Here is a 23757-nt window from a genome sequence, read left to right on the forward strand (position 1 = left end):
TCGAAGCCATCATACCGCACCATGCAGGCCAGGCCCAATGCGGAATCGCTGATCAAGCCGGGCGAACTGGTCGATCTGGTCGAGGTTACGCCGCTGACCCTGGCGGATCGGCGGATCTACAACCAGTTGCTGGAAAACGCCTGGGATGACATCGACAAGCCGGTGGTCCACACGATCCCGAAGTCGCTGCTGCGCGGGTCGCACAACTCGAACGACAGGGTGGGGGAAAGCGTTGAACGTCTGATGTCCTCCATCGTGCGGGTGGCGGTGAAATGGGACGGGGAACCTGCTGTTGAGCGTGTGCAGCTTCTGGGTGGCAATATCGAACACACTCGGGCGGACGGAATGCTGCACTACGAGATTCCGGCGCGCCTGCGCAAGATCATCGGAAACTCGACCATCTTTGCCAGATTGCAACGTGACGTGATGTTCGCGCTCAGCTCGAAATACGCGCTGACCCTGTATGAGATGGTGCAAAAGCGCGGAAATCTGAAACATCGCTCGGAGGAGCAGTTCACCCTGGACCAGTTGCGCGGGGTTCTGGGCGTGCCGCGCGGCAAGTTGATGGAGTGGGCGAACCTCAACAATCGGGCGATCAAGCCGGCGGTGGCCGAGGTCTCGGCCTTGTCGGATTACATCGTTGAGATGGAGCCGGTGAAAACGGGGCGGCGCGTGACCGGCGTCAAGCTGCGTTGGTGGCGCAAGGACGGGCAGGGGGAGGCGGAACGCGCGCGGGCGATGGCGTTTTCCTCCGTCGGGAGGCGGGCCAGGGCGGAGGGGCGCACCGAACCGGTGGTGGATCCCGTGGGAAAACCGCGCGCGCGGCCCGCACGGCTGGACCGGCAGGGCCCCGCGCTGGCCACCGAGACATATGAGACCGCCCGCCTGCGGTTCCCCGGATACGATATCTATCACGTGGAATCCGAGTGGCGAACCTGGTCCGCGGGCAAGGACGCCGTGCGCGATCCTGACAAGGCGTTCCTGGCTTTCTTTCGCAGATTTGCCGAAGGGCAGCCTCTTTAGACACACGTTTAACGTGTATTTGGAAGATAATTGCCTTTTCGAGGATAGGCGGACTGCTTGTGGGTAACGATTATCACCGTTTTCATGCTTTAATAAGGTAGAGAACTATACGTGGGATCGTTATCCTGCCCTTGCGTCGCCTTGCACCGGGTGGCGCTGTCTAGGACTGGACCCCGTATGATCCCGAATGGGTATATATTCCTGAAGCTCACGCTTGCGGCACATTTGCTGGCGGGCTGTTTTCCTGTTTCGCAGGTCGCGCTGGATGAGATCGACGTGCCGGTCTACGCCGACGAAGGCGTGGCGGATGAAACGGTGGAGGGGCTGCGGCAGGCGGAACTGATCGCGCAAGGCTCCCCCATCTATCAGGCGCAGACGGGCCGTTTTGAGGGAACCGCCGTTCTGATGCCGGGTCGGGCGCTGTCGGAGCTGCGCGATTTCGGAACGGATCTGACTGCGGCCGCGCCCCGCGACGTGCCTGCCGGAACCGATCTGAGGACGCTGGCCTTTCTGGCCCGGACGCAGAACCTGCGCGTGGCCCAGGCGGCGGAGGGGGTGCGCCGCGCGGATATCGAGCGTGACAATGCCGGCATGGCGCTGTCCCCGCGCATCGGCGGCGACATAGATTTCGGTCGGGTCGAGGAGCGGATCGGCCGGTCGGGCGGCCTGGGTGGAGCAGAGGGGAATTTCGATCGCACCATCCTGCGGGTGGAGGCCGTGCAGCCGATCTATGATGCGGCGGCGCTGGCGGCGCGGGATGCGGCGGATCGGGCGCAGGGTGTCGCCCGCGCGGCCTTCGCGGCGGAGGCACAGGCCGCCGTGTTCGAGGTTACGGATACGTATCTGCGCGGCATGACGGCCAAGGCGCGCCGCGATCTGACGGAAAAGCGGCTGGGCAGGGTGCGCGACCAGCTTTCCGCCGAGGGGCGGTTGCGCGCGGCGGGCCGCTCGGTCGCGGCGGCGGCGCTGGTGCTGGATGTGGAGCGGGGCGCGGCGGAGGGCGACATCGCCCTGTTCGATCAGGAACTGGACACCGCGCTGGCCGATCTGGCCCGGCTGACGGGACGCCCTGTTACGGATATCGAGGTCATCCGCGCCTCTGCCAGCGCCTACGAACTGCCGGGGCCTGTCACCGGCTATCTGGCCGAGGCGCTGGAGGCCAATCCCTTGATGCAGCAGCGGCGGCTGGAAACGGTGCGGCGGCGGGATCTGTACCGTGAGGCGGTGGCCCGTGATTTCGCGCCCCGGGTCGAGGGCTATGCCCGCGCCGATTACGAGGGGGAAAGCGGCTCCGCCTCGCGCATCGGAACAGACACGGAGGAATATGCGGTCGGCGTGCGTATCAGCGTTCCAATTTATAACCGCACCGGAACGGGCTATGCGCACCGGGTCGCTGAAAGCGCCTATCGCGATGCCACCCTGTCCGAGGTCGCCTTGCGACGGCAGTTGGAGGCTGAAATCGTGACCTTGATCGCCCGCGTGGATCAGGGGTTGAGAGCGTTGTCCGGGGCCGAACGTGCGCTGGCTGCGGCACAGGCGCTGGTGCGGTCGGAACGGGCGGCGGTCGCGTCGGGGGTCGCGGCGCCTGTTGCGGTGCTGGCGCGGGAAATCCAGTTGATCCGGGCCGAGGAAAGCCTGCTGCTGCGCCGCTACGAGATCCTGCGGGCGCGCGCGCGTCTGGCCTTTCTGACCGGCAATGATCCGGTGGAGGTGCTGATATGAGGATGCTGGGCGTCGCGCTGTTATATGCGGGGTTGAGCCTCGCCGGGCCGTTGGCGGCGCAGGCGATCAATCCCGGTGCGATTCAGGCCCGTCCGCAAGGGGCGCTGGATTGTGCCATCCTGCCCGCGCGGATCATCGAGATCGCCCAGCCGATCCCCGGCATTCTGGCGGAGGTCCGCGTTCGCCCCGGCCAGATGGTCGAGGAGGGGGACATCCTCGCCCGTGTCGATACCGACATCCTGCGCGCCGAACTGGCACAGGCGGAATTGCGCGCCGCGGGCGTGGCGACGTTGCAGGCCGCGCAGGCCCGGTCCGAGGTGGCGACCCGGCTCTATACTTCGGCGCGACGGGCCTATGATGGCGGCGTCATCAGTGCCGCCGCGCATGAGGAAGCCCTGCGTGACAAGCTGACCGCGCAATTCGATCTGGAGCGGGAGCGCGAAGCCCGCGCCCTGGCCGAGGCGGAGGCGGAACGTCTGCGCATCCAGATCGCCAAAGGCGACATTCGCGCGCCCGCCAGCGGCATCATCGGCGAAGGGTTGCTGTCACCGGGTGAGGTCGCCAGCGGCGATCCGGTCGCGACACTGGTTCAGGTGGATCCCATGCGGATCGAGGTCTTCGTTCCCGTCGGGCAGCTACAGCAATTGAGAGAGGCCCCCGAACAGACGATCCGGGCGGGGGACAGGGGCGATGTGCGGGCGCAGGTGCGGCTGGAATACATCTCGCCGCTGGCGGATCAGGGCTCGCGCACGATCCGGGCCTACTACACGACCAATAGTGACGAGATCGCACCGGGCTATCGCTGCGTGATGGTGCCATGACACAATTTTGCTGGATTCAAGGTGCAGATTGCGCGCTCGGACTGGCCGTTATCAGGATGATGCGACATGGGTAAGCTGGAAAAAATCGGTGCACAGGCACGGCTCGGCGAAGAGACGCTGGCGCAGATGAAGGCTCAGATGGTTCCGATGGAACCGCGCATCATGCTGGATGCATCGCTCGACCTGGACACAGGCGGTGCGGCGGGGCTGGATATCTTCCACGCGGTCGTCGGCACGCTGGATGCCCAGACCGAGGAATTGCAGTCGATTTTCGCGGATTATCAGAACACGTTGCAGCAGGCGGTCGCGGTGGCGGGCACGCTGATCGACGCGGGCGGCGATTTTGATGCACGCGGATTTGACAGTGCCACGGGCGGCGCGACCGATCTGGCCCGCGCGCAGGAGACCGCGCAAATCCTGATGTCCGACATCCGTGACACGGTGGAGGCCGCGAAGGCCGCGTTCGAGGCGAATCTCGATACCTTCGTGCAGGCGAACAAGGCGACGATTGCAGCCAATGTCGGCACGTTCCAGACCGCCGGTGCGAACGGCATCAGCGGCGATGGCGACGATGTGGGCATCACGCTGACCGGCGCGGATGTGGAAGCGCTGCTGACCTTCGACAATCTGGTGAACAATTCCGATTTCGACGATGCGATCGAGGCGTTGATCGACGGCAAGGTCACAGCGGCCGTCACGAACGACGATATCGAGGGGCTGGGCAGCGCGGTCGGCAATGCCGCGGCGGATGAGGTGACGGCGGCGTTCTTCACCCTGAACCTGACGGATGTGCAGCGCGATGGTGCGGATGTCGTCACCTTCGCGAATGAGACGGCGGACAAGATCAATGTCGTGGTGGACATGGCGGCCCTCGGGCTGGATCTGGATGTGCTGCTGGGCGCGGTCGATTTCGGGTTGGACAGCACCGCGATCACCGATGCGCTGTTCGCGGATACGACCAGCGAATTCAGCTTCGACATCACCAAGACCTCCTCCGCCAGCAGCATCGGTCTGATCGCGGACAATTTCGAACTGCCCGATCTGGTGGCGGGCGGCGCGGTCTATGACGGTGCGGGAAGCGGGCCTTCGACCTCGCTCGGTTTCGTGTCGGGCACGTTGGAGCAGATCGACACGGCGCAGGTGCGTCTGGCGACGACGGGGGTGGACTCCATCTCTCTGTCGAGCACGTACAATTTTGGCGGGGCGCTCAACAATACGTTCACCGCTGACCCGATCAGCGTTGCCGCCGAAATCAACGAAGTGGGTGGCGCGGGTTTTGTCAGCATCGTGGACGATACGACCTATCGCCTGATCGAAGTGACCATCGCCGGAGCGCTGGACACGCAAGCCACGTCCGCCGTGCTGAATGCGGCGGCCTTCGAAGCCGCGAACCAGACGGAGCGGACGTTCGCGCTGGTGGTGGGGCTGGAAAGCGTTCTGGGCACTGCCTCGGACGATGCGGTCGCGGCCTTTGTCGATGCGGCGACGCTGGATGTGGCCAGCGATTTCAGCGGCTCCATCGCGGATGCAAATGTGCGCGCGGCGGTCGAGGGGGCGGTTGACGCCTTCGCGGCCTATGGCGTGGCGCAGATGAAGGATGTGCTGTCGCAGGCCGTCACCCAGATCCAGAATTTCCTGGGGCAAAGCCTGTTCGACGTGGACCTGCCGTTCACCGACCTGTCGCTGCGCGATGCGCTGGCCCCGATTCAAAGCGTGGTGGACGCGCTGGAATCCACGTTCGAGATCGACCTGAACGCCGCCGGTCTGGCCGCCGGGGCCGCCTTGCAACCGCCGCTGACCAGCGTGACCGCGGGCGCGCCCGATGTCGGCGCGATCGTGGCGCAGGGGACCTTCGACATTGCGCTGACCGATGGCGGTGTGGACAGCACGATCACCGTCAGCGGCCCGTTCACCGATATTGCCAGCATTGCGGCGGCGATGGATGCCGCGCTGAATGCGGCGGGCGTCGGTGTCAGCGTCGATGCGGCGGGGCGTCTGGTCTTTACCGCCGATGTTGCGGGCGACGACGTGCTGGTTGATTTCGTGGAAACCGACGATCTGGCGATCGGGGATTTCGGGTTGATCGGCGCGGTGTCGTTCGCGGCGGCGACCTCCGTCACGACGGAGGAGGATATCGACGTCGGCGAACTGGCCGGGATGGAGGCGCTGGTCCTCAACGTGACCGACGGCGCGGGCACCCAGCGTGAGGTGCGCGTCGCCTCGGATGGCGGGTTCGCCAGCGTGGCCGATCTGGCGGCGAAGATGGATGCCGCCCTGACTGATTTCAACGTGTCTGTCACGGAGGTCGCGGGCAAGCTGCAATATGCGCTGGACGATCCGGCGGGCGCGGCGGCGAAAATCCAGCTTCCGACCGAAAATGCGGTACGGGCGCAGACCTTCGACGGGCTGCTGGCCTGGGCGAATGCGCAGTTGAACGACGCGATTCCGGGGGTGAAGATCACGCTGGGCGAAGATGGTCGCCTGCTGTTCCTGCTGCCCGAATTGCAGGTCATGGCGATGACCGGGGGGTCGTTCAACCTGGACGAGATCGGCTTCGGTGACATCGCCGGGCTGGAACTGAACGCCGCGCTGACCGCGCTGTTGCGGGGTGAGTTGAGCACGGCGCTGGCCATTGATCTGGCCGGGCTGATCGGGGACGCGGACGACGCGCTGACCGCGCGCGCTGAAAATGACGGCACGCTGGTCACGACCGGTTTCGCGGATCACGTCTATGTTCAGGACACGTCGATCTTCGCGTCGATCAGTGCGGCGACGACCAGTCTGACGGCGACCGCCGATCTGGGGCTGGTCAAGGCGGCCATCGGGCACGACACGCCGACGGACAACTTCATCGTGCTGGACGCGCAGATGTTCGCCACCCTGACGGGGGAGGATGGCGGAACGGGCGATTTCGATCAGGCCGTCTCGCTCAGCACGCTGGCAGACAAGATCACCGCCGGACGGGCGCTGGATCTGCTGGGCCGGTTCGAGCTGGGCGGCGGCGCGATCACGACCGAGGATGGCGACGTCGTGCTGGACGGCGCGAACCTCAAGATCAACAACGACATCTATGCAAACGCCTTTGACGCGGGTGAGGTCGGCAACGTGGCCGTCGTGCATTTCGGGGATGTCAGCATCGAGGTGGCGGGTCTGGCCGGGCTGGGCACGGATGCTGTCAACGCCGTCACCGTGGGCGCGCGCGATCTGTTCGATACGGACAGCTGGAGCGTCATCATCGACAGCCCCGTGGCCGAGGCGCTGACCGGGCTTCAGACGGGCGATACCCTCGATACGCTGACCAATATTGCCGGGCTTCTGGTGGATATCGGTGCGGCATTGGCGGAGGATCTGCCGTTCCTCGATCAGGACATCCCGATCCTGAATTTCTCACTGCTCGATGTGGCGAGCTTCTCCGAAGATTTCCTGGCCGCGGTTCAGGACGCGCGCAACAACCCGCAGGGCACGCTCGACACGCTCGACGCGAAGCTGGAGGAGGTGTTCGGGCCCGACACGGTGGTGCTGGCCTGGGATGCGACGGGCAGCGTACTGACCTTCGATCTGAATCTGGTTTACGGCACCACGGGAACGACGCCGCTGGCGATAGATCTGGTCGGTATGCTGGGGGATCAGCTGGAAACGCTGGTGGGTGCCAGCGTTGCGGATGTCGTGACCGGACTGGTCGATGCACGGGGCGACGCGGAGCTGACGCTGACAACCGATCTGATCCTGGACCTGAGCTTCGGCATTGATCTGAGCGGATTGCTGGCGGAGCCGGTGGATTTTGCCAGCAACACGACTGCTCTGGGTCTGCTGGCCAGCGTCGGCTCGATTGTCGGTGCGAATGGCAACGACCTGCGCGTCACGCGGACCGATCGCGACACGGGTGCGCGCAGTGTGGTGGAGATCGACCTGAACGGGGCGGAGACGGTGGACGATGTCGTCGGCCTGATCGACGCGGCGGTCGGCACGGGCTTTGGCACTGCGACGCTGGGCGACGGAACCGGCGACAATGTGTCGTTCAGCTATGACGCGGCGACGGGTGAGTTCACCTTTGGCGATCAGGATGCCACCGCGCGGGATAGCGACGACGTGATCGCGCTGTTCGGTGCCGCCTCGCAGGACAGCGCCGATGATGGCGGCGTGCAGGTCGTCACGGCGAGCGGTGCCCCGGGCACGCCTGCCCTGGCCTATGCGTTCGACGTGATCGTCAACGGTGAAAGTGTGACGGTGAACGTGCCCGGCGACGGCGCGCGCGCCACGGTTGCGGATCTTGCCGAGGCGATCAATGCGGCGATGCAGGATGCGGATATCCTGCGCTCGGCCATTGATGCCTCCGCCGTGCCGGGCATGACCGTGGCGTTGAGCCAGCTGATGCGGGCAAGCGAGGTCGGCGGCGTTCTGGTGATGACCGCGACCGATTTCGCCGAGACGCAGGGCTACGACCCGATCAGCTTCACCCTGACCGGTCAGGATGTCAGCCACGAGGTAACGTTCGAGATCAAGGAGCTGGACGGCGCGAACGCGGCGCGGATGCTCGGCTTCGAAAACGGGCAGGAGCTGGACGGCGCGGAGGCGACCTCCGCCGCGGTGTATGAGAGTGCGGGCGATGGCAAGGTGCGGACCTTCATCGACACCGACAACACCTCGATCCGGTTCGAACTGCGCGCCGGATCGGAGGGGTCTATCAATGCGGTTCTGGGTCTGGGCCCGGTGGAGGCGACGGTGGTCGGCGGCACGGCCCTGATCGACGCGGGCGACGGATCGGGCGACGCGGCCCGGATCGGCGTGGAACTGAACGATGCGGACGGGGATGCGCATGACGGCCAGCTGGACCTGTCGCTGATCGGTGATATCGCCAATCCGCTGGACCTGTTCATTCCCGAGGTGCAGCTGGGCGTCAGCATCGACCTGCCGTTGACGGACAATCTGGGCGTTCTGGGTGACGATGCGGGATTCCAGTACATCGCGCCGTTGATCCAGACAAAGGCGGGGATCACCGCCGCGAATTTCGACACCAGCGACATTGCCGGGAATTTCGAGGGCGATCTGATCGACTTCTTCGAAAACCCGTCGGCGGGCTTTCCCACGACCAATGTGGTGCTGAATCTGGATGGGTTGGAGGATGCGTTCGCCGATATCAACGTTCTGGGGCTGCTCAACGATCCGCGTCTGGTGCTCAACGGTCTGGATCTGATCCTCAGGCAGACGGACAACCTGATCGGCGGGTTCCTGGACACCGTGAACCTGCCGGTGATCGGCGACGGTCTGGGCGCGGGTCTGTCGGTGATCGACGACATGCGCTACGAGGTGATCGCGCCTGCGCTGGAATATGCCAGCCAGCCCAAGGCCGACGGCTCTCTGCCCACGACGGTGGATCTGCTGACCGGATTCCTGAACGACCAGATGAACGATCTGTTCGGCACCAGCGGCGTCGTCTACATGCAGGCGTTTCTGGATACGTCGGGCGGCACCAATGACAGCTATCTGTACGGCAACTTCAATTTCTCGGGCAACCTGTTCGCGGCATCGCTGGATGCGGGCTTTGACATCGGGATTCCGGGGTTCGAACTGGAATTCGAGGACGGCACCGCAATCGACCTGTCGGTGGATTACGACGCCAATATCGCGTTCGGCATCGACAGGAGCGGGTTCTTCCTGCTCAACGATGAGGACGAGGCGGAAATCAGCATTGATTTCACCGTCGATGCGGGCAACTTCGCCGGCAGCTTTACCATGGCGAACCTGTTGCGGTTGTCGGCCGTGGGTGTCGATACCGCGAACACCAACGGCAGTGGCTATGCCGCCGCGCCGGGTGAGGCAGGCTATGACGGCGGTCGCATCGGGGTGGAGGCTTCGCTGAGCGCCGACCTCTATGGCGAACAGGGCACGGATATGACCCGCGATCTGTCCGGCATCAGCGTCGAGAAGGGCGGCACCGCGCTGGACTGGGAAAAGGAAGTCCGGCTGTCGGGATTGCGGTTGAGCGATCTGGTCGCGGTGGCCTTCACCGCCGAGGCCTTCGCGGAGATTCAGCTGACCGCCGGGGTCATCAACCCGGTAACGGGCGAGTCCGTCCAGATCGGCGGCATCGACGCCTTGCCCCCGGTCACGACCGAACTGATCGTCGAGGCCAGCTTCGACACCTCGCGCAGTGGCGAGATGTTCAGCCTGGACGCCCTGCGGTTCGAGGATGTCCGGCTGGATGCGAGCGATCTGTACGAGGCCTTCCTCGCGCCGATCATCGACCCGCTGGCGCCGATCATCGATCCGCTGGCCGAACTGGGCCGCGCGCTGAACACGCCACCGCTGAGTTTCGCGTTCGGTGCGCTGACGACCGTGTTCCCGGTTCTGGGCATCGTGGATACGATCGCGGACATCATCGTCTTTGTGGACGATATCAAGGATTCCGGCGGGATCGTCCTGTTCGGAACGTTCGATTTCGTCAACCAGTTGGACGATCTTGCCGATGGGTCCGCCCGTGCGGGCAATCTGGATTCGGACGATCTGGTGCGCACGGAGGCGGGTGCGGCAATCACCGGCACGTTCGGCGGCACCGGTCTGTCCATCGACCTGCCGATCATCTCGGACCCGTCGAACGTGATCGCGTTGCTGCTGGGCAATTTCGAGGATGTGACGCTGGTCAGGGCGACCTACACCCTGATCGATTTCGCGTTCGACGTAGATGTCGTCGGATCGCTGGTCGCGGCTTCGGGCCTGCCGTCCAAGGTGGTTTCGCCCATCACCGGCGCGTTGGACGCGCGGGTTCACGGCCATGGCTTTGCGGGCTTCACCGTGGGCTACGATCTGTCGGGTGTGGTCAACTTCATTGACACGATGCAGCCCGAGCGCCTGTTCGACGGCATCTTCATCGACAGTTCCGACGGCGGGCTGGTCGATTTCGGCATCGGGTTCGAGGCCGAAGCCTCCATCAGTATCGCGATCGCGTCCGCGTTCCTGCGCGGGTCGGGCGATGCCAGCTTCCGGCTGGGCTTCAACGATCCCAACAGCGACGGAAAGCTGCGCATCCCCGAGATCGTCAAGGTGGTTGAGGCGGTGGCGGATTCCTCCGGCTTCGTCGAGGCGCTGGAACTGGTGTTCAAGGGCGACGGCGGGTTCTCGTTCGGTGCCAGTGCAGGGGGTTCGGTCGGTATCGGGCCGGCCTCGGTGAGCTTCTCGATCGATATCTTCGAGTTCGGGACCAGCTTCACCTTTGGCGGTCTGCCAATTCCGGGTGAGATTTCCTCGGACATTGCCGATACCGGCAACACAGCGATCCTGAACATCGGCTCCCGTTCCGGGTTGAGCCTGACCGACGCGACGGAGGATGGCGACGACCGGCTGGTCATCACCGGCCCGAATTCCCCGATCTCGGTCAACTGGACATCGGGCGGCACCAACCAGATCGCCGGGCTGGACCCCGCCACCAGCGCGATCATCATTCCGGCTGGCAATGGCGACAATAATATCGATATGTCGGGCATTACCGACACCACCCCGACGCTGACTTATACGGGCAGCGGCGACGACAATATCGTCCTGTCCGATCAGGGCTTCCACGTCGTTTTCGCCGGTGACGGGCAGGATACGATCACCGCCGGCGCGGGTGCGACGGGCGAATACTGGATCATCGGCGGCGGTGGGCGCGACACCATCACGGTGGGCGGCACGGGCAGCACGCTGATCTTCTCGGACGACGATTACGGTTTGCGCGATGAGTTTCTGGCGGCCTTCGCGGCCGGTGGGTTCAACAAGGCCGCGGCGGAGGCGATCGTCGCTGGCCAGTGGGGCGACCAGAACAAGACGCTGGACGATTTCAAGACCAGCTATACCCAATCCACGCAGAGCATTGCAGGCTCGGACGCGGATGTTGTCACGGTCGGATCGGGTGATCACGTCATCTTTGCCGGGGCAGGGGCGGATTCCATCACCACCGGCGGTGCGTCCGGCACGGTCGAGATCTATGGCGGTGCGGGCGACGACACCATCAACGGCAACGGCGATTTCGTCACGGTCGAGGGGGGCGCGGGTGCCGACCGCATCTTCCTGGGTGACGGGCAGAACAAGGCCTATGGCTGGTCGGCCCAGCTGAGCGCGGACGGTCTGTCGGGCGATACCGCGTTGAACACGGCGGCGTCGCAGGATGGCGCGGACCTGATCATCGGCGGCGAGGGTACGGACGAGATCTGGGGCCACGCAGGCGATGACGTGATCGAGGGCGGCGGCGGCGACGATCTGATCAAGGGCAACCTTGGCAACGACATGATCACCGGCGGCCGGTTCGAGGTGACGCAGGGCGGCAACACGATCGACGTCGCGGCCTCGACCCTGCATCTGAGCTTCCCCGGTGTGCTGGTGGTTGACAGCCTCGACCTGTCCGACGGGCAGGATACCATCGACGGGCATGGCGGCAACGACATCCTGCTGGGCGGCGGTGAGGGCGACAGCATCACCGGCGGCGGCGGCTCCGACATGATCGTCGGGGATTTCGGCCAGACCACCTTGAGCGCGAACCGCGTGGTGCAGGACTTCACCGCCGCGCAAGTGGATTCGACCAATCAGGGCGCGGACACCCTGACCGGCGGTCTGGGCAACGATATCCTGATCGGAGGCGGGGCGTCCTCCGGCACGGTGGACGTGTTGACCGACCTGTCCGGCACCGGGGTTCTGATCGGCGATTACGCCGACATTCGCGGCGCGCGTCTGATGGAGGGTGTGACCCAGGTCACGAGCGTCGCCACATCCTTTGGCAATGCGGACCGGATCACGGCGGGTGCGGGCCACGACATCATTCTGGCGGGTGAGGGCAACGACACCGTGGATGCGGGTCTGGGCACGAATATCGTGTCCGGCGATCTGGCCCATGTCGATCTGATCGGCGGTGAGATCACCGTGATCGCCACGCTGAACAAGTTTGCCGACAGCATCATCTCGGGCGTTGCCTCGGATGCGGGCGGGGCGGCGGCGGATGCGGCTGACATGATCGTCGGCGGCAGCGGTGATGACACGATCTCCGCCGGGATCGGGCGCAATGCCATTCTGGGCGATGACGGAACGATCCTGTTCGACGCGGCAGCGCGGCGTGCGATCATCAACTTCGTTCCCGCGCTGGATGCCAGCCAGGCGGAGGCGGACCGCGTGGCCGCCGACATCGCGTTGATCGAGGGCATGACGCTGCGCCTGACCGCCACCATCACCGATCTGGACGGCGATGATGTGGTCACGACGCTGGGCGATGACGATTATGCCGTTCTGGGCGGCGGGGACGATATTGCCGATCTGGGTGAGGGCGTGAACTGGGCGGCAGGCGACGACGGCGTTCTGCGGGTCGATCTGTTCCAGATCTCCTCACGCTCCGACAGCCGGGGGGGTGACGATTCCATCACGACCGGGGCTGGCAACGACTTCCTCGTCGGGGGATCGGGCGGCGATACGATCACTGCCGGTGCCGGGGACAACGCCGTTCTGGGCGATGTGGGCGATATCTACGTATCGCTCGACACGATCCGCGCGACGACGTTGTTCAGCTTTGGCGGATCGGCGGATGGTGAGGATTCCGTCACGGCCCTGGGCGGGCAGGACTGGGTCATTCTGGGCGGCGACGACGATATCGCGGATCTGGGGCAGGGTGTGAACGTCGTGACCGGCGATACCGGGTCCATCAGCAATACCGGCGATGCACGGACCGCCGCGACGATCGAGGCGGGCGACGATACCATCACCACGGGTGACGATATCGACATCATCCTCGGCGGCGTCGGCAGCGATTCCATCATTGCGGGCGAGGGCGACAACCTGATCGTCGGGGATGCGGGGCAGATCCTGTTCAACATCACGACCTTTGCGGCGCTCAAGTTGACCTCCGGCCATACAGGGGAGGACGGCGACGACACTGTCACGACTGGCGCGGGCGCGGATATCGTGATCCTGGGCGGAAGCGACGATACCGCCAATGTCGGCGATGGCTTCAACCGCGTGCTGGGCGACAGCGGGACGGTGGACATCGCGGCGGGCACTCTGCTGACCGAAAGCGATCTGGATTCCGGGGATGATTCCATCACCGGCGGCATTGATCAGGACATCATTCTGGCGGGCGTCGGCGCGGATACCGTCAGCGCGGGGACCGGCAGCACGAACACGATCCTCGGCGATACGGGGCAGGTGACATACACGGTCATCGGGTTCGGCGTGTCGAATATCGTCGGCACCTCGGACGTGCGCGACGGCGCGGATATCATCACTGCGGACGGCCTGATCAATCAGGTCATGGGCGGCGGGCGTGACGACACGATCACGCTGGGCAACGGCTATAATGTCGTGCTGGGGGATTCCGGGCGGATCGAGCCGTTTGCCGGCTTGCTGTTGGCGGGATCCGATGCGTTTGGCGGCGATGATGCGATCTCCACCGGCACCTCGGCTGATGTTATCATCGGTGGCAGTGGCGACGATACGATTTCGGCGGATGCGGGCGACAACTCGATCCTCGGCGATACGGGTGAGATCCGTCACGGCGTCTTCGATTTCCTCGGCTACACGATGCTGTCCACCGGCGTTTCGCGCGATGGCAACGATGTAGTGACGACGCTGGGCGGCAACGATCTGGTCATTCTGGGCGGTCTGGCGGATACGGCCGATCTGGGCGATGGCGACAACAGGGTTCTGGGCGACAGCGGCACGATCGAGACGCGCAACGCCTTCCTGACCAGTGCGACGGATATCTTCGTCGGCGCGGATGACATCACCACCGGTTCGGGCCGTGACATGATCATCGGCGGCAGCCGTGCGGACGTGATCCGCGCAGGCGCCGGCGACAATGCGATCATCGGTGACACGGGCACGATCAACCACGACCGCGATACGCTCGCCACGCTGAACATGGTTTCGGCGTTCGAGAGTGACGGCGCGGACACGGTGACGGCTCTGGGTGGCATGGATGACGTGATTCTGGGCGGCGGCAACGATGTCGCCGATCTGGGTGAGGGGCTGAACCGGGTCATCGGTGGATCGGGTGAGATCAACATCACCCAAGGCCGGATCGAGACCGCCCTGGGCACCGACGGCGTGACCTCGAACGACGACACGATCACCACCGGGGCGGCGAACGATCTGGTCATCGGCGGCTATGGCGCGGATACGCTGACGCTGGGCGCGGGCGACAATGCGCTGCTGGGCGATACCGGGCGGATTCTGTTCGATGCCAGTGACAATCGCCTGATCTCTATGCTGTCGGATATGGACGGTTCGGATGGCGCGGACAGGGTCACGACGCTTCAGGGGCGCGATTATGCGATCCTGGGGTCGCGGGCAGACATTGCCGATCTGGGCGAGGGCGACAATATCGTCGTGGGTGAGGGCGGCGTGATCGACCTGCATACCGGCACGGCCAGCACAGGGCAGGCTGTCTTTGGCGGCAACGACCGGATCACGACGGCGGGCGGTGCGGATATCGTGCTGGGCGGATCGGGCGCGGATATTCTGACCCTGGGCGCGGGTGCGAACCTGATTCTGGGCGATAGCGGCACGATCACCTTTACCGCCACACGGGCGGCGATGGTGCTGACCTCCACCAGCAACCCGTTCGACGGTATCGACACGGTGACGACCACGACCGGGGCCGACGTGGCCATTCTGGGCGGCGGCGGCGACGTGGCCGATCTGGGCGCGAACGATAACAAGGTTCTGGCCGACAGCGGCACCATAAACGCGGTGGCGGGCACGCTGACCAACGTATCCGACATCTATTCGGGGGCGGATACCGTCACGACGGGCGGCGGCGCGGATATCGTCATCCTCGGCTCCGGCAACGATACGCTGGACGGTGGCGCGGGTGACAATCTGGTGCTGGGCGATACCGGCACGATCAGTCATCAGGTGGGCACCGCGACGCTGATCGCGATGCAGAGCGTTACCGACACGCGCGACGGGCGCGACACGGTGCGCGTGCTCGAAGGATCCGACCGGATCATCCTCGGCGGCAATCAGGACATCGCCCAGATCGGCGCGGGCGACAATTGGGTGCTCGGCGACAGCGGCCTGATCGACCGGACGACCGGCACGATCAGCAGCGTTGCCTCGGACCAGTCGGGGGCGGATCGGATCGTGATCGCGCTGACCGGGGGCGTCGCCTCGGGTGCGAATACGGGCAACGATATCGTCATCGGCGGCGCGGGCGCGGATGAAATCGACGTCAGCGCGGGCAACAATGCCGTGATTGGCGACAGCGGCACAGTGATGTTCGCGGTAGGGGCGGAAACGCTGATCTCCCTCACCTCGACCAGCGACCGGCGCGATGGGGCCGATACGCTGCGTGCGCTGGAGGGCGACGACATCGCCATCCTCGGCGGTGCGGCGGATATCGCCAATCTGGGTGAGGGCGCCAATCGGGTGATCGGTGACAGCGGGATCGTCGATGTGGTCGGGATGAGCGTGAGCGCAACCTCCGCCACCTATCTGGATGCGACACCTGCCGCCAGCACGGCAGGGGATGCCGGGGCGGACACGATCATCACCGGCGCGGGCACCGACCTGATCATCGGGGGCAGCCGCGCCGATACGATTTCCGGCGGCAATGGCGACAACATCGTGCTGGGCGATACCGGCACGATCAACCACGATGCGGCGTTCGCGCTGATCGACGCTGTATCGCTTGCGAATGTGCGTGACGGTGTGGACAATGTGACGCTGGGCAGCGGTGCGGATGCCGTGATCCTGGGGGGGCGCGGTGACGTGCTGAACGCCGGGGCGGGCAACAACCGTATTCTGGGTGACAGCGGCTCCATCGACACCCCGACGCTGACAATGACCACAGCCAGCGACAATGTGGCGGGTGCGGACGATATCACCACTGGTAACGGCAACGACATCATCCTCGCGGGCAGCGGGGCGGATACGGTCGCGGGCGGAAATGGCGCGAATGTCGTTCTGGGCGATACCGGCACGGTAACGCATGGCGTTGGCGGCGCGCTGGAAACGGCCAGTTCCACCGCCGATGCGCGGGATGGCGTGGATACCGTCACGCTGGGCACGGGCGCGGATGCCGTCATTCTGGGCGGTGCGGGCGATGTGCTGAACGCGGGCGACGGGACCAACAAGGTTCTGGGCGACAGCGGCAGCATCGACGCGCTGACCGGCACCCTGACCACGGAGTCCGATATTCAGGCGGGCGCGGACAGCATCACCAGCGGCAGCGGCGCGGATATCATTCTGGCCGGAAGCCGTGCGGATACGGTGACGGGCGGCGCGGGCGACAACCTGATCCTGGCTGAGACCGGAACGATCCTGCACACGGTCGGAACCACCGATCTGTTGAGCATGGTCAGCGCGGTGGATGCGCGCGATGCGGCGGATGTCATCACGGTTCTGGGTGGCGACGACTGGATCATCGCGGGTGGCGCGGGCGACAGCGTGGCCTTCGGTGACGGCAACAACGTGGTTCTGGGCGACAGCGGCTCCATCGATAACGTCAATGGCGTGATCGAGACGGTGGCCGACGATGAGGCCACCGGTGATACGCTGGTCATCGCATTGGGCGGTGGCACCTCGACCGGTGATGATATCGTCGTGGGCGGCGGTGGCGCGGACCTGATCCGCGTCGGTGCGGGCGACAACACCGTGCTGGGCGATTCCGGCCGGATCACTTACACGCCCGGCGTTAATGCGATCCTGACGGTGAGCGCGGTGACCGATCTGCGCGACGGGAACGACACGGTTACGGCCCTGGGTGGCGACGACATCGCCATTCTGGGTGGCGGCGCCGATGTGATCGACACGGGCGACGGGCTGAGCCGTATTCTGGGCGACAGCGGCACCATCGACGTCGCCGGGATGGAGATCACGGCGACTGTGGCGAGCGTCTTTGACGGTGCGGACACGATCACCACAGGTAGCGGCCGCGATATCATCCTTGGCGGTTCCGCGAGCGATACGATCGACGCAGGCGCGGGTGACAATATCGCGATGGGCGATCAGGGGCATCTGACCCATGATGCGGCGCTGACTCTGCTGGCGCTGGATGCGACTTCGGATGCGCTGGACGGTGATGATACGGTGACGATCGGTGCGGGCAATTCCGTGATTGTGCTGGGCGGCGGTTCCGACACCTTGAACGGTGGTGTCGCGACGGGCGACCGCAAGGTTCTGGGCGACAGTGGCGCAATCGACGCGGTCGGAGGCAGCCTGACCAGCGGCAGCGACAGCCTGGCCGGTGATGATGAGATTGTGCTGGCTGGCGGCTCCGACATGGTGATCGCAGGCTCCGGCGCGGATAACGTCACGGCGGCGGAGGGTGCGAACCTGATCCTGGGCGATACCGGAACGATCACGCATGTGGCGGGCAGTGCTGCGGCGCTGGTCCTGCGCTCGGTCGCCGACACGCTGGACGGTGCGGATGTCGTTACCAGCGGGTCCGGCGATGATATCGCGATTCTGGGCGGCGGGGCCGACAGCCTCGTGACCCTGGGCGGCGCGAACATGGTGCTGGCCGACAGCGGAACCGTCGACACGTTCACGCAGACGATGACCGGCGATGCGGCGGATACGGACGGTGCCGACAGCGTGACCGCAGGGACCGGCGACGACTGGGTCTTCGGTGGAACCGGCAGCGATCTGCTGATTCTGGGCGCGGGGGACAACGCGGCGATGGGCGACAGCGGTGTTCTGACCTACGGCGCGGATGTCCTGACCATGACCGGAAACGCGGATGCGCGTGACGGTGACGATACGGTCGATGCGGGCGTCGGATCGGACAGTGTGATTCTGGGCGGCGGCGCGGATGTTGCGGTGCTGAGCGCGGGTGACAATATCGCGCTGGGGGACAGCGGCACAGTCGATCTGGTTTCGGGTGCGGTGTCCACCACGGCGGATGCGACGGACGGCGCGGATGATATCCGGACCGGCGGTGGCGTTGATATCGTGGCTGCGGGCGGGGCGGATGATGTGCTGACGCTCGGCAGTGGTGACAATCTGATTCTGGGTGACAGCGGTACGATCCTCTACAATGTCGGCACGCGGGCGGGGCTGTCGCTGACCTCCACCGCTGCGGCGCAGGACGGGAATGACAGCATCGTGGCCGCGGGTGGCGCGGATGCCATCGTCGCGGGCGGCGGGGCCGATACCGTAACGGGTGGCGAGGGGACGAACCGGATCATCGGTGACAGCGGCGTGATTGATTTCGTCGCTGGCACGCTGACCTCCACCGCTGCGGACAATGCCGGGGCGGATGTCATCGACGTGTCCAACGGAACCGATATCGTGATTGCGGGCCTGCGCGCCGACGTGGTGCGTGCGGGTGGCGGTGACAATATCGTCCTCTCCGATGGGGGGACGGTCAGCCATGATGTGCTGATGGCCCTGATCGCCGCAAGCTCGGTCGCGGATGCACGCGACGGTGCGGATGACGTGACCAGCGGGCTGGGCGACGATGTCGTGATCTTGGGCGGTGCGGCGGATACGCTGGACGCCGGCGATGGCGACAACCGGGTTCTGGGCGACAGCGGCACGGTCGACAGCGGCACGGACGATGTGCTGTCCGGCGTGTCGGATGCCTTCGCCGCAGATGATGTGATCACGACGGGCAGCGGTGATGATCTGGTCATCGCGGGCGCGGGCAGTGATCTGGTGACGCTGGGCGAGGGTGGCAATTCGCTGCTGGGCGATACGGGCACGATTACCGTGACGGGCGCCGGGGTCAGAACGCTGACCTCCGCCGCCGATATACGTGACGGGAACGACACGATCACGGGGGGCGATGGCGGCAATGCGATCATCCTCGGCGGTGGTCTGGACATGGCGACCACCGGCTCCGGTGCGGATGAGGTGATCGGTGACAGCGGGCGGCTGGTTTTCGATGCGGGACGTGAGCTGTTCACCACCGATGCCGGTATCGGCGCGGCGGACATCCTTGTGCTGGGCGGTGGCGACGATCTGACCGCAGGCGGCTTCGGCGGGGACAGCGTCAGCGTCAGCGGCGGCAACAATGCCGTTCTGGGCGATAACGGTGCGATTTCCATCATTGCGGGCAATATCATGCTGCAATCCGAGGCGGAAACCCTGGGCGGTGACGATACCCTGACCACCGGCGCGGGCGACGATAGCATCGTCGGCGGCACCGGTGCGGACAGCATCATGGGTGGCGATGGGGCAAACCGTGTGCTGGGCGATAGCGGGCTGTATTCCTTGACCGCCGGGGCGGGCGCGCTCGAAACAATGCGCGGAACGGACCTGTCGGACGGTGGCGCGGATGTCATCACGACCGGCACGGGCGCGGACCGGATCATTGCCGGTGCCGGGGCGGACACGGTCACGGCGCTTGGCGGTGACAACCTGATCATCGGTGACAGCGGCGAGAGCATCGTCAGCGATACGGACACCACCGTCCGTACCTTGCAGGTGAGCATTGGCGGAACCGATCTGCTGACCACAGGGTCGGGCGATGACACGATCCTGGCGGGCGCGTTTGCCGACACGGTTCACGCCGGAGCGGGCAAAGATGCCGTCGCGGGTGACCATGCCGAACTGATCGTCACAACGGGCGAGGTATTTACCTCTCTCGATGAGGCGGAGGGCGGTGACGACATCCTCGATCTGGGCGCGGGCGACGACGTGGCGCTGGGTGGCGCGGGTGCGGACAGCATAAATGCGCTTTCCGGTGAGAACATCGTGATCGGTGACAGCGGTGTCGTCGTCTTCGACGCGGGGGGCTTCGCCTCCGCCAGCAGCAGCGCCAGCGGTGTCGGAGGTGCGGACAGCATCACGACCGGCGCGGGCGCGGACCGGCTGATCGGCGGCGTGGGCGCGGATACGATCCGTGGCGGCGATGGCGACAACGGCGTTCTGGGTGACGAGGGCAGCATCACCTCCACGGCGGGTCTGGATACGTTACGCTCCACCAATGACAATATCGGCGGTGACGACCTGATCGAGACTGGCACGGGTGCGGATGCGATCCTCGGCGGTGCCGGTGCGGATAGCATCACGGCCACCGGCGGAGACAACATGATCCTGGGTGATGCCGGAACGGTGGTCGGCGCGAGTGTCGGGTTCGAGAGCGGCACGACATCCTCGGCCAGTGTTGGCGGTGTCGATCAGATCGTTAGCGGCGATGGCGCCGATACGATCCTCGGCGGTGCGCAGGGCGATGAGATCTCGGCAGGTGCCGGGGGCAATGTCGTGCTGGGCGATGCGGGACGGGTTGCGGGCGGGGTTGCGACTTCCACGGACTTCACGATCGGTGGCGATGACCGGATCACCACGCTGGGCGGTGGGGATATCCTCATCGGGGGTGTGGGCAATGACCTGATCGACGCTGGCGATGGCCAGAACCGGATCGCGGGGGACAATGCGACGATCGACGCTGCACAGATCCTCGATCTGGATCAGACGGTTGGTGGGGCGGACAGCATCACCTCCGGCGCTGATGCGGACGATATCGTCGGCGGGGCCGGTGCGGATGTCATAATGGCTGGGGCGGGTAACAACCGCATCGCCGGTGATGGCGCGCGGATAGATGCGGCGGGCATCCTGAGCCTGAGCGATACGGTCGGCGGCAACGATACCATCACGGCGCAAGGCGGCGCGGACGATATTGTCGGCGGGGCCGGTGCGGACAGCATCGACGCGGGCGATGGCGACAATGCGATCCTGGGCGATGCGGGCACCATAGGGGCCGACAGCATCGAGACGGCGACCGACGGATCTGGCGGTGACGACCTGATCACCTCGGGTTCCGGTGATGATGACATCGCCGGTGGGTTTGGCGCGGACGTCATATCGGCGGGGGCCGGGGCCAATCGCATCGCCGGTGACGGTGCGCGCATTGATGCTGTCGGTGTGGCCAGCCTAAACGATATTCTGGGTGGCAATGACGATATCACCTCGGATAGCGGCGATGACGATATCGTCGGCGGTGCGGGCGATGACCTGATCGACGCTGGCGCGGGCGACAATGCCATATTGGGCGATGCTGGCGTGATCACGGCGGGCGATCTGACATCCTCGACCGTGGCGGCCGGGGGCGACGACGTGATCGTCACGGGTGGCGGAAACGATGCGATTGTCGGTGGTGCGGGCAGCGATACGATTGCCGGTGGTGCCGGTGACAACCGGGTCCTCGGCGATGCCGGGTCGATCACGGCAAGCGATGTGACGGACATATCCGGCGGCTTCGGCGGCGATGATCAGATCACGGTGCTGGGCGGTGCGGATACCATCATGGGCGGTGCGGGTGCCGACCTGATCGCGGCGGGCGACGGCGACAACCGGATCGCTGGCGGTGCGGCGATGCTGACTGCCGCCGACTTTACCACGATCGAGCCTGCCGGCGATGGCGACGACACCATCACCTCCGGCACCGGCGCGGATATCGTTATGGGCGGTGAGGGGTCCGACGACCTGACGACCGGCGCGGGCGATGACCTGATCGCGGGCGATGGCGCGACAGTGGTGTTGAGCGCGAATGTCGCCATGAGCGCGACATCCCGGTCCAGCCAGGGCGGCGCGGGCGACCTTATCGACGGGGGCGACGGCGACGATACGATCCTGGGCGGTGCCGGTGCCGACGACATCACGGGCGGGGCTGGCGATGACAGATTGCTGGGCGATTTCGGCACGGTCGATCTGATCACGGGTGCCCTGACATCGCTGGATGTGGACCAGGGTGGCGATGATACGCTGGCTGGCGGCGATGGCGACGATATCGTCTTTGGCGGTGCGGGGCTGAACGTCTTCAGCGATACCGGAGGCAGCAATATCGTGATTGCCGGTTCCGGCGGGATCACGGGAGGCAGTCTCGTAACCCTCGACATCACCGGGCCGGTGGTCGATCAGGTTCTGACCGGCGGCGCCGGGAACGACATGATCTTTGGCGGCGCAGGCAACGATACGATCTTTGGCTTTGGTGGCAATGACACGATTGTCGGGGATATCGCGCAATATGTCCGCGGGGTCAGCCTGACCGCGACCGAGGCCGACCTGTTCGGCGATGACGTGATCCATGCCGGTGACGGGGATGACGTCGTGGTCGGTGGCAAGGGATCGGATACGATCGATCTGGGCAGCGGCGACGATGTGGCCTTCGGTGACATGGGCGATCTGACCTTTGGCGCGGACGGGGCCGTCCTGACGATGGTGGCGACCCAGCAGGGCGCGGGTGCGGCGGATACGATCGAAGGCGGGGCGGGCAACGATCTGATCTTCGGTCAGGGCGGGGCCGATCTGCTGACGGATATCTCCGGCTCCAACATCATGATCGGCGATCTGGCGAGCGTGACGTTCCTGACCACGACGCCGGCGCCTGTGGGCAACGGCGCCGCCGACCGGGTGCAGACGCTGGCCACGATCCGCAACGACATCGCGTTCAAGGATGTGATCACGGGCGGTTCGGGTCGGGATCTGGCCGTGGGCGGTCTGGGCAATGATACATTGACCGGAAACGGCGGGCAGGATCTGCTGTTCGGTGACACGATCGAGATGCAGCGGGCCTATACGCTGGACACGGTTCTGGGTGGCTGGGTCGAGAGCATCGCGATGCGCACGACCCTGACCGGCAGCGGTGGCAACGACATGCTGATCAGCGGGGTGGAGCGTGATTTCGTCATCGCGGATCGCGGCGCCGATTTCTTCGAGACCGATTTCGAGCGTAATTTCGTGGCTCCGGGCGCGGCGCAACTGACCGTTACGGGCAGCGTGGCCGGTGGCGGCACTGCGACCCTGGGGGTTGCCGGAACCTCGATCGGTGGATCGGGCGGTGGCTGGGTGTCCTTTATTCCCAGCGGGTTGAATGCCGGGCTGACACCGGCGTTCGCGCCGTCTTACAACGGCCCGGCCATGCTGGAGGCGCGCAGCAGTGCCAGCTACGACACCACCCTGTCCCTGACCCCGATCGCGGAGCCCGCCCCGGCGGATATGTCCGGGTTTGCCACGCAGTCGCGCCTGCTGTCGGATGAAATTGCGCGGGTCGTGGGATCATCCGCCTTCGTCTCCGAAATGGCGGAGTTGCAACGCTATGACCTGCAACATGACATGGTGATCGACAGCGCGCGGGCCTCACTGCTGATGCATTTGCAGGGAGCGGGATTGTTGAACGACATGGCATTGTTCGACGCCCTGTTCGATGAAATGGTGATGCAGATGCTGGAGGAGATTCTGGCGCTGGACCTTGACGCGGCGATCGCACTCGCGGCGGAATGACACCGTCCCG

4 protein-coding genes are annotated in these 23757 nt (G+C 65.3%); all 4 read left to right on the forward strand.

The window, feature by feature from the left end; genetic code table 11:
* The first annotated feature begins 21 nt into the window (after positions 1-21).
* Entirely contained in the window at positions 22-1023 is a 1002-nt protein-coding gene (locus H1S03_RS11275; protein ID WP_249777891.1) for a replication initiation protein, read from the forward strand.
* Between the two features lie 177 nt (positions 1024-1200).
* The gene (locus H1S03_RS11280) at positions 1201-2745 is read left to right on the forward strand and encodes a TolC family protein (RefSeq protein WP_185804537.1); all 1545 of its coding nucleotides are present in this window, start codon (positions 1201-1203) and stop codon (positions 2743-2745) included.
* Positions 2742-3566, forward strand: a complete 825-nt coding sequence (locus H1S03_RS11285) for an efflux RND transporter periplasmic adaptor subunit (RefSeq protein WP_185804538.1) — start codon at positions 2742-2744, stop codon at positions 3564-3566. Before H1S03_RS11280 ends, H1S03_RS11285 begins: the two co-directional genes overlap by 4 nt.
* Before the next feature lie 66 nt (positions 3567-3632).
* Positions 3633-23747, forward strand: coding sequence for a calcium-binding protein (locus H1S03_RS11290; protein WP_185804539.1), 20115 nt, complete (start codon positions 3633-3635; stop codon positions 23745-23747).
* The last annotated feature ends 10 nt before the right edge of the window (positions 23748-23757 follow it).

It is taken from the genome of Pontivivens nitratireducens (assembly GCF_014235845.1).
GTDB classification, from domain to species: Bacteria; Pseudomonadota; Alphaproteobacteria; order Rhodobacterales; family Rhodobacteraceae; genus Pontivivens; species Pontivivens nitratireducens.

Bases quoted from the DNA above. Each gene is read 5' to 3' on its own strand.
- H1S03_RS11280 (WP_185804537.1), top strand. From the start codon at position 1,201: ATGATCCCGAATGGGTATATATTCCTGAAGCTCACGCTTGCGGCACAT.
- H1S03_RS11290 (WP_185804539.1), top strand. From the start codon at position 3,633: ATGGGTAAGCTGGAAAAAATCGGTGCACAGGCACGGCTCGGCGAAGAG.
- H1S03_RS11275 (WP_249777891.1), top strand. From the start codon at position 22: ATGCAGGCCAGGCCCAATGCGGAATCGCTGATCAAGCCGGGCGAACTG.
- H1S03_RS11285 (WP_185804538.1), top strand. From the start codon at position 2,742: ATGAGGATGCTGGGCGTCGCGCTGTTATATGCGGGGTTGAGCCTCGCC.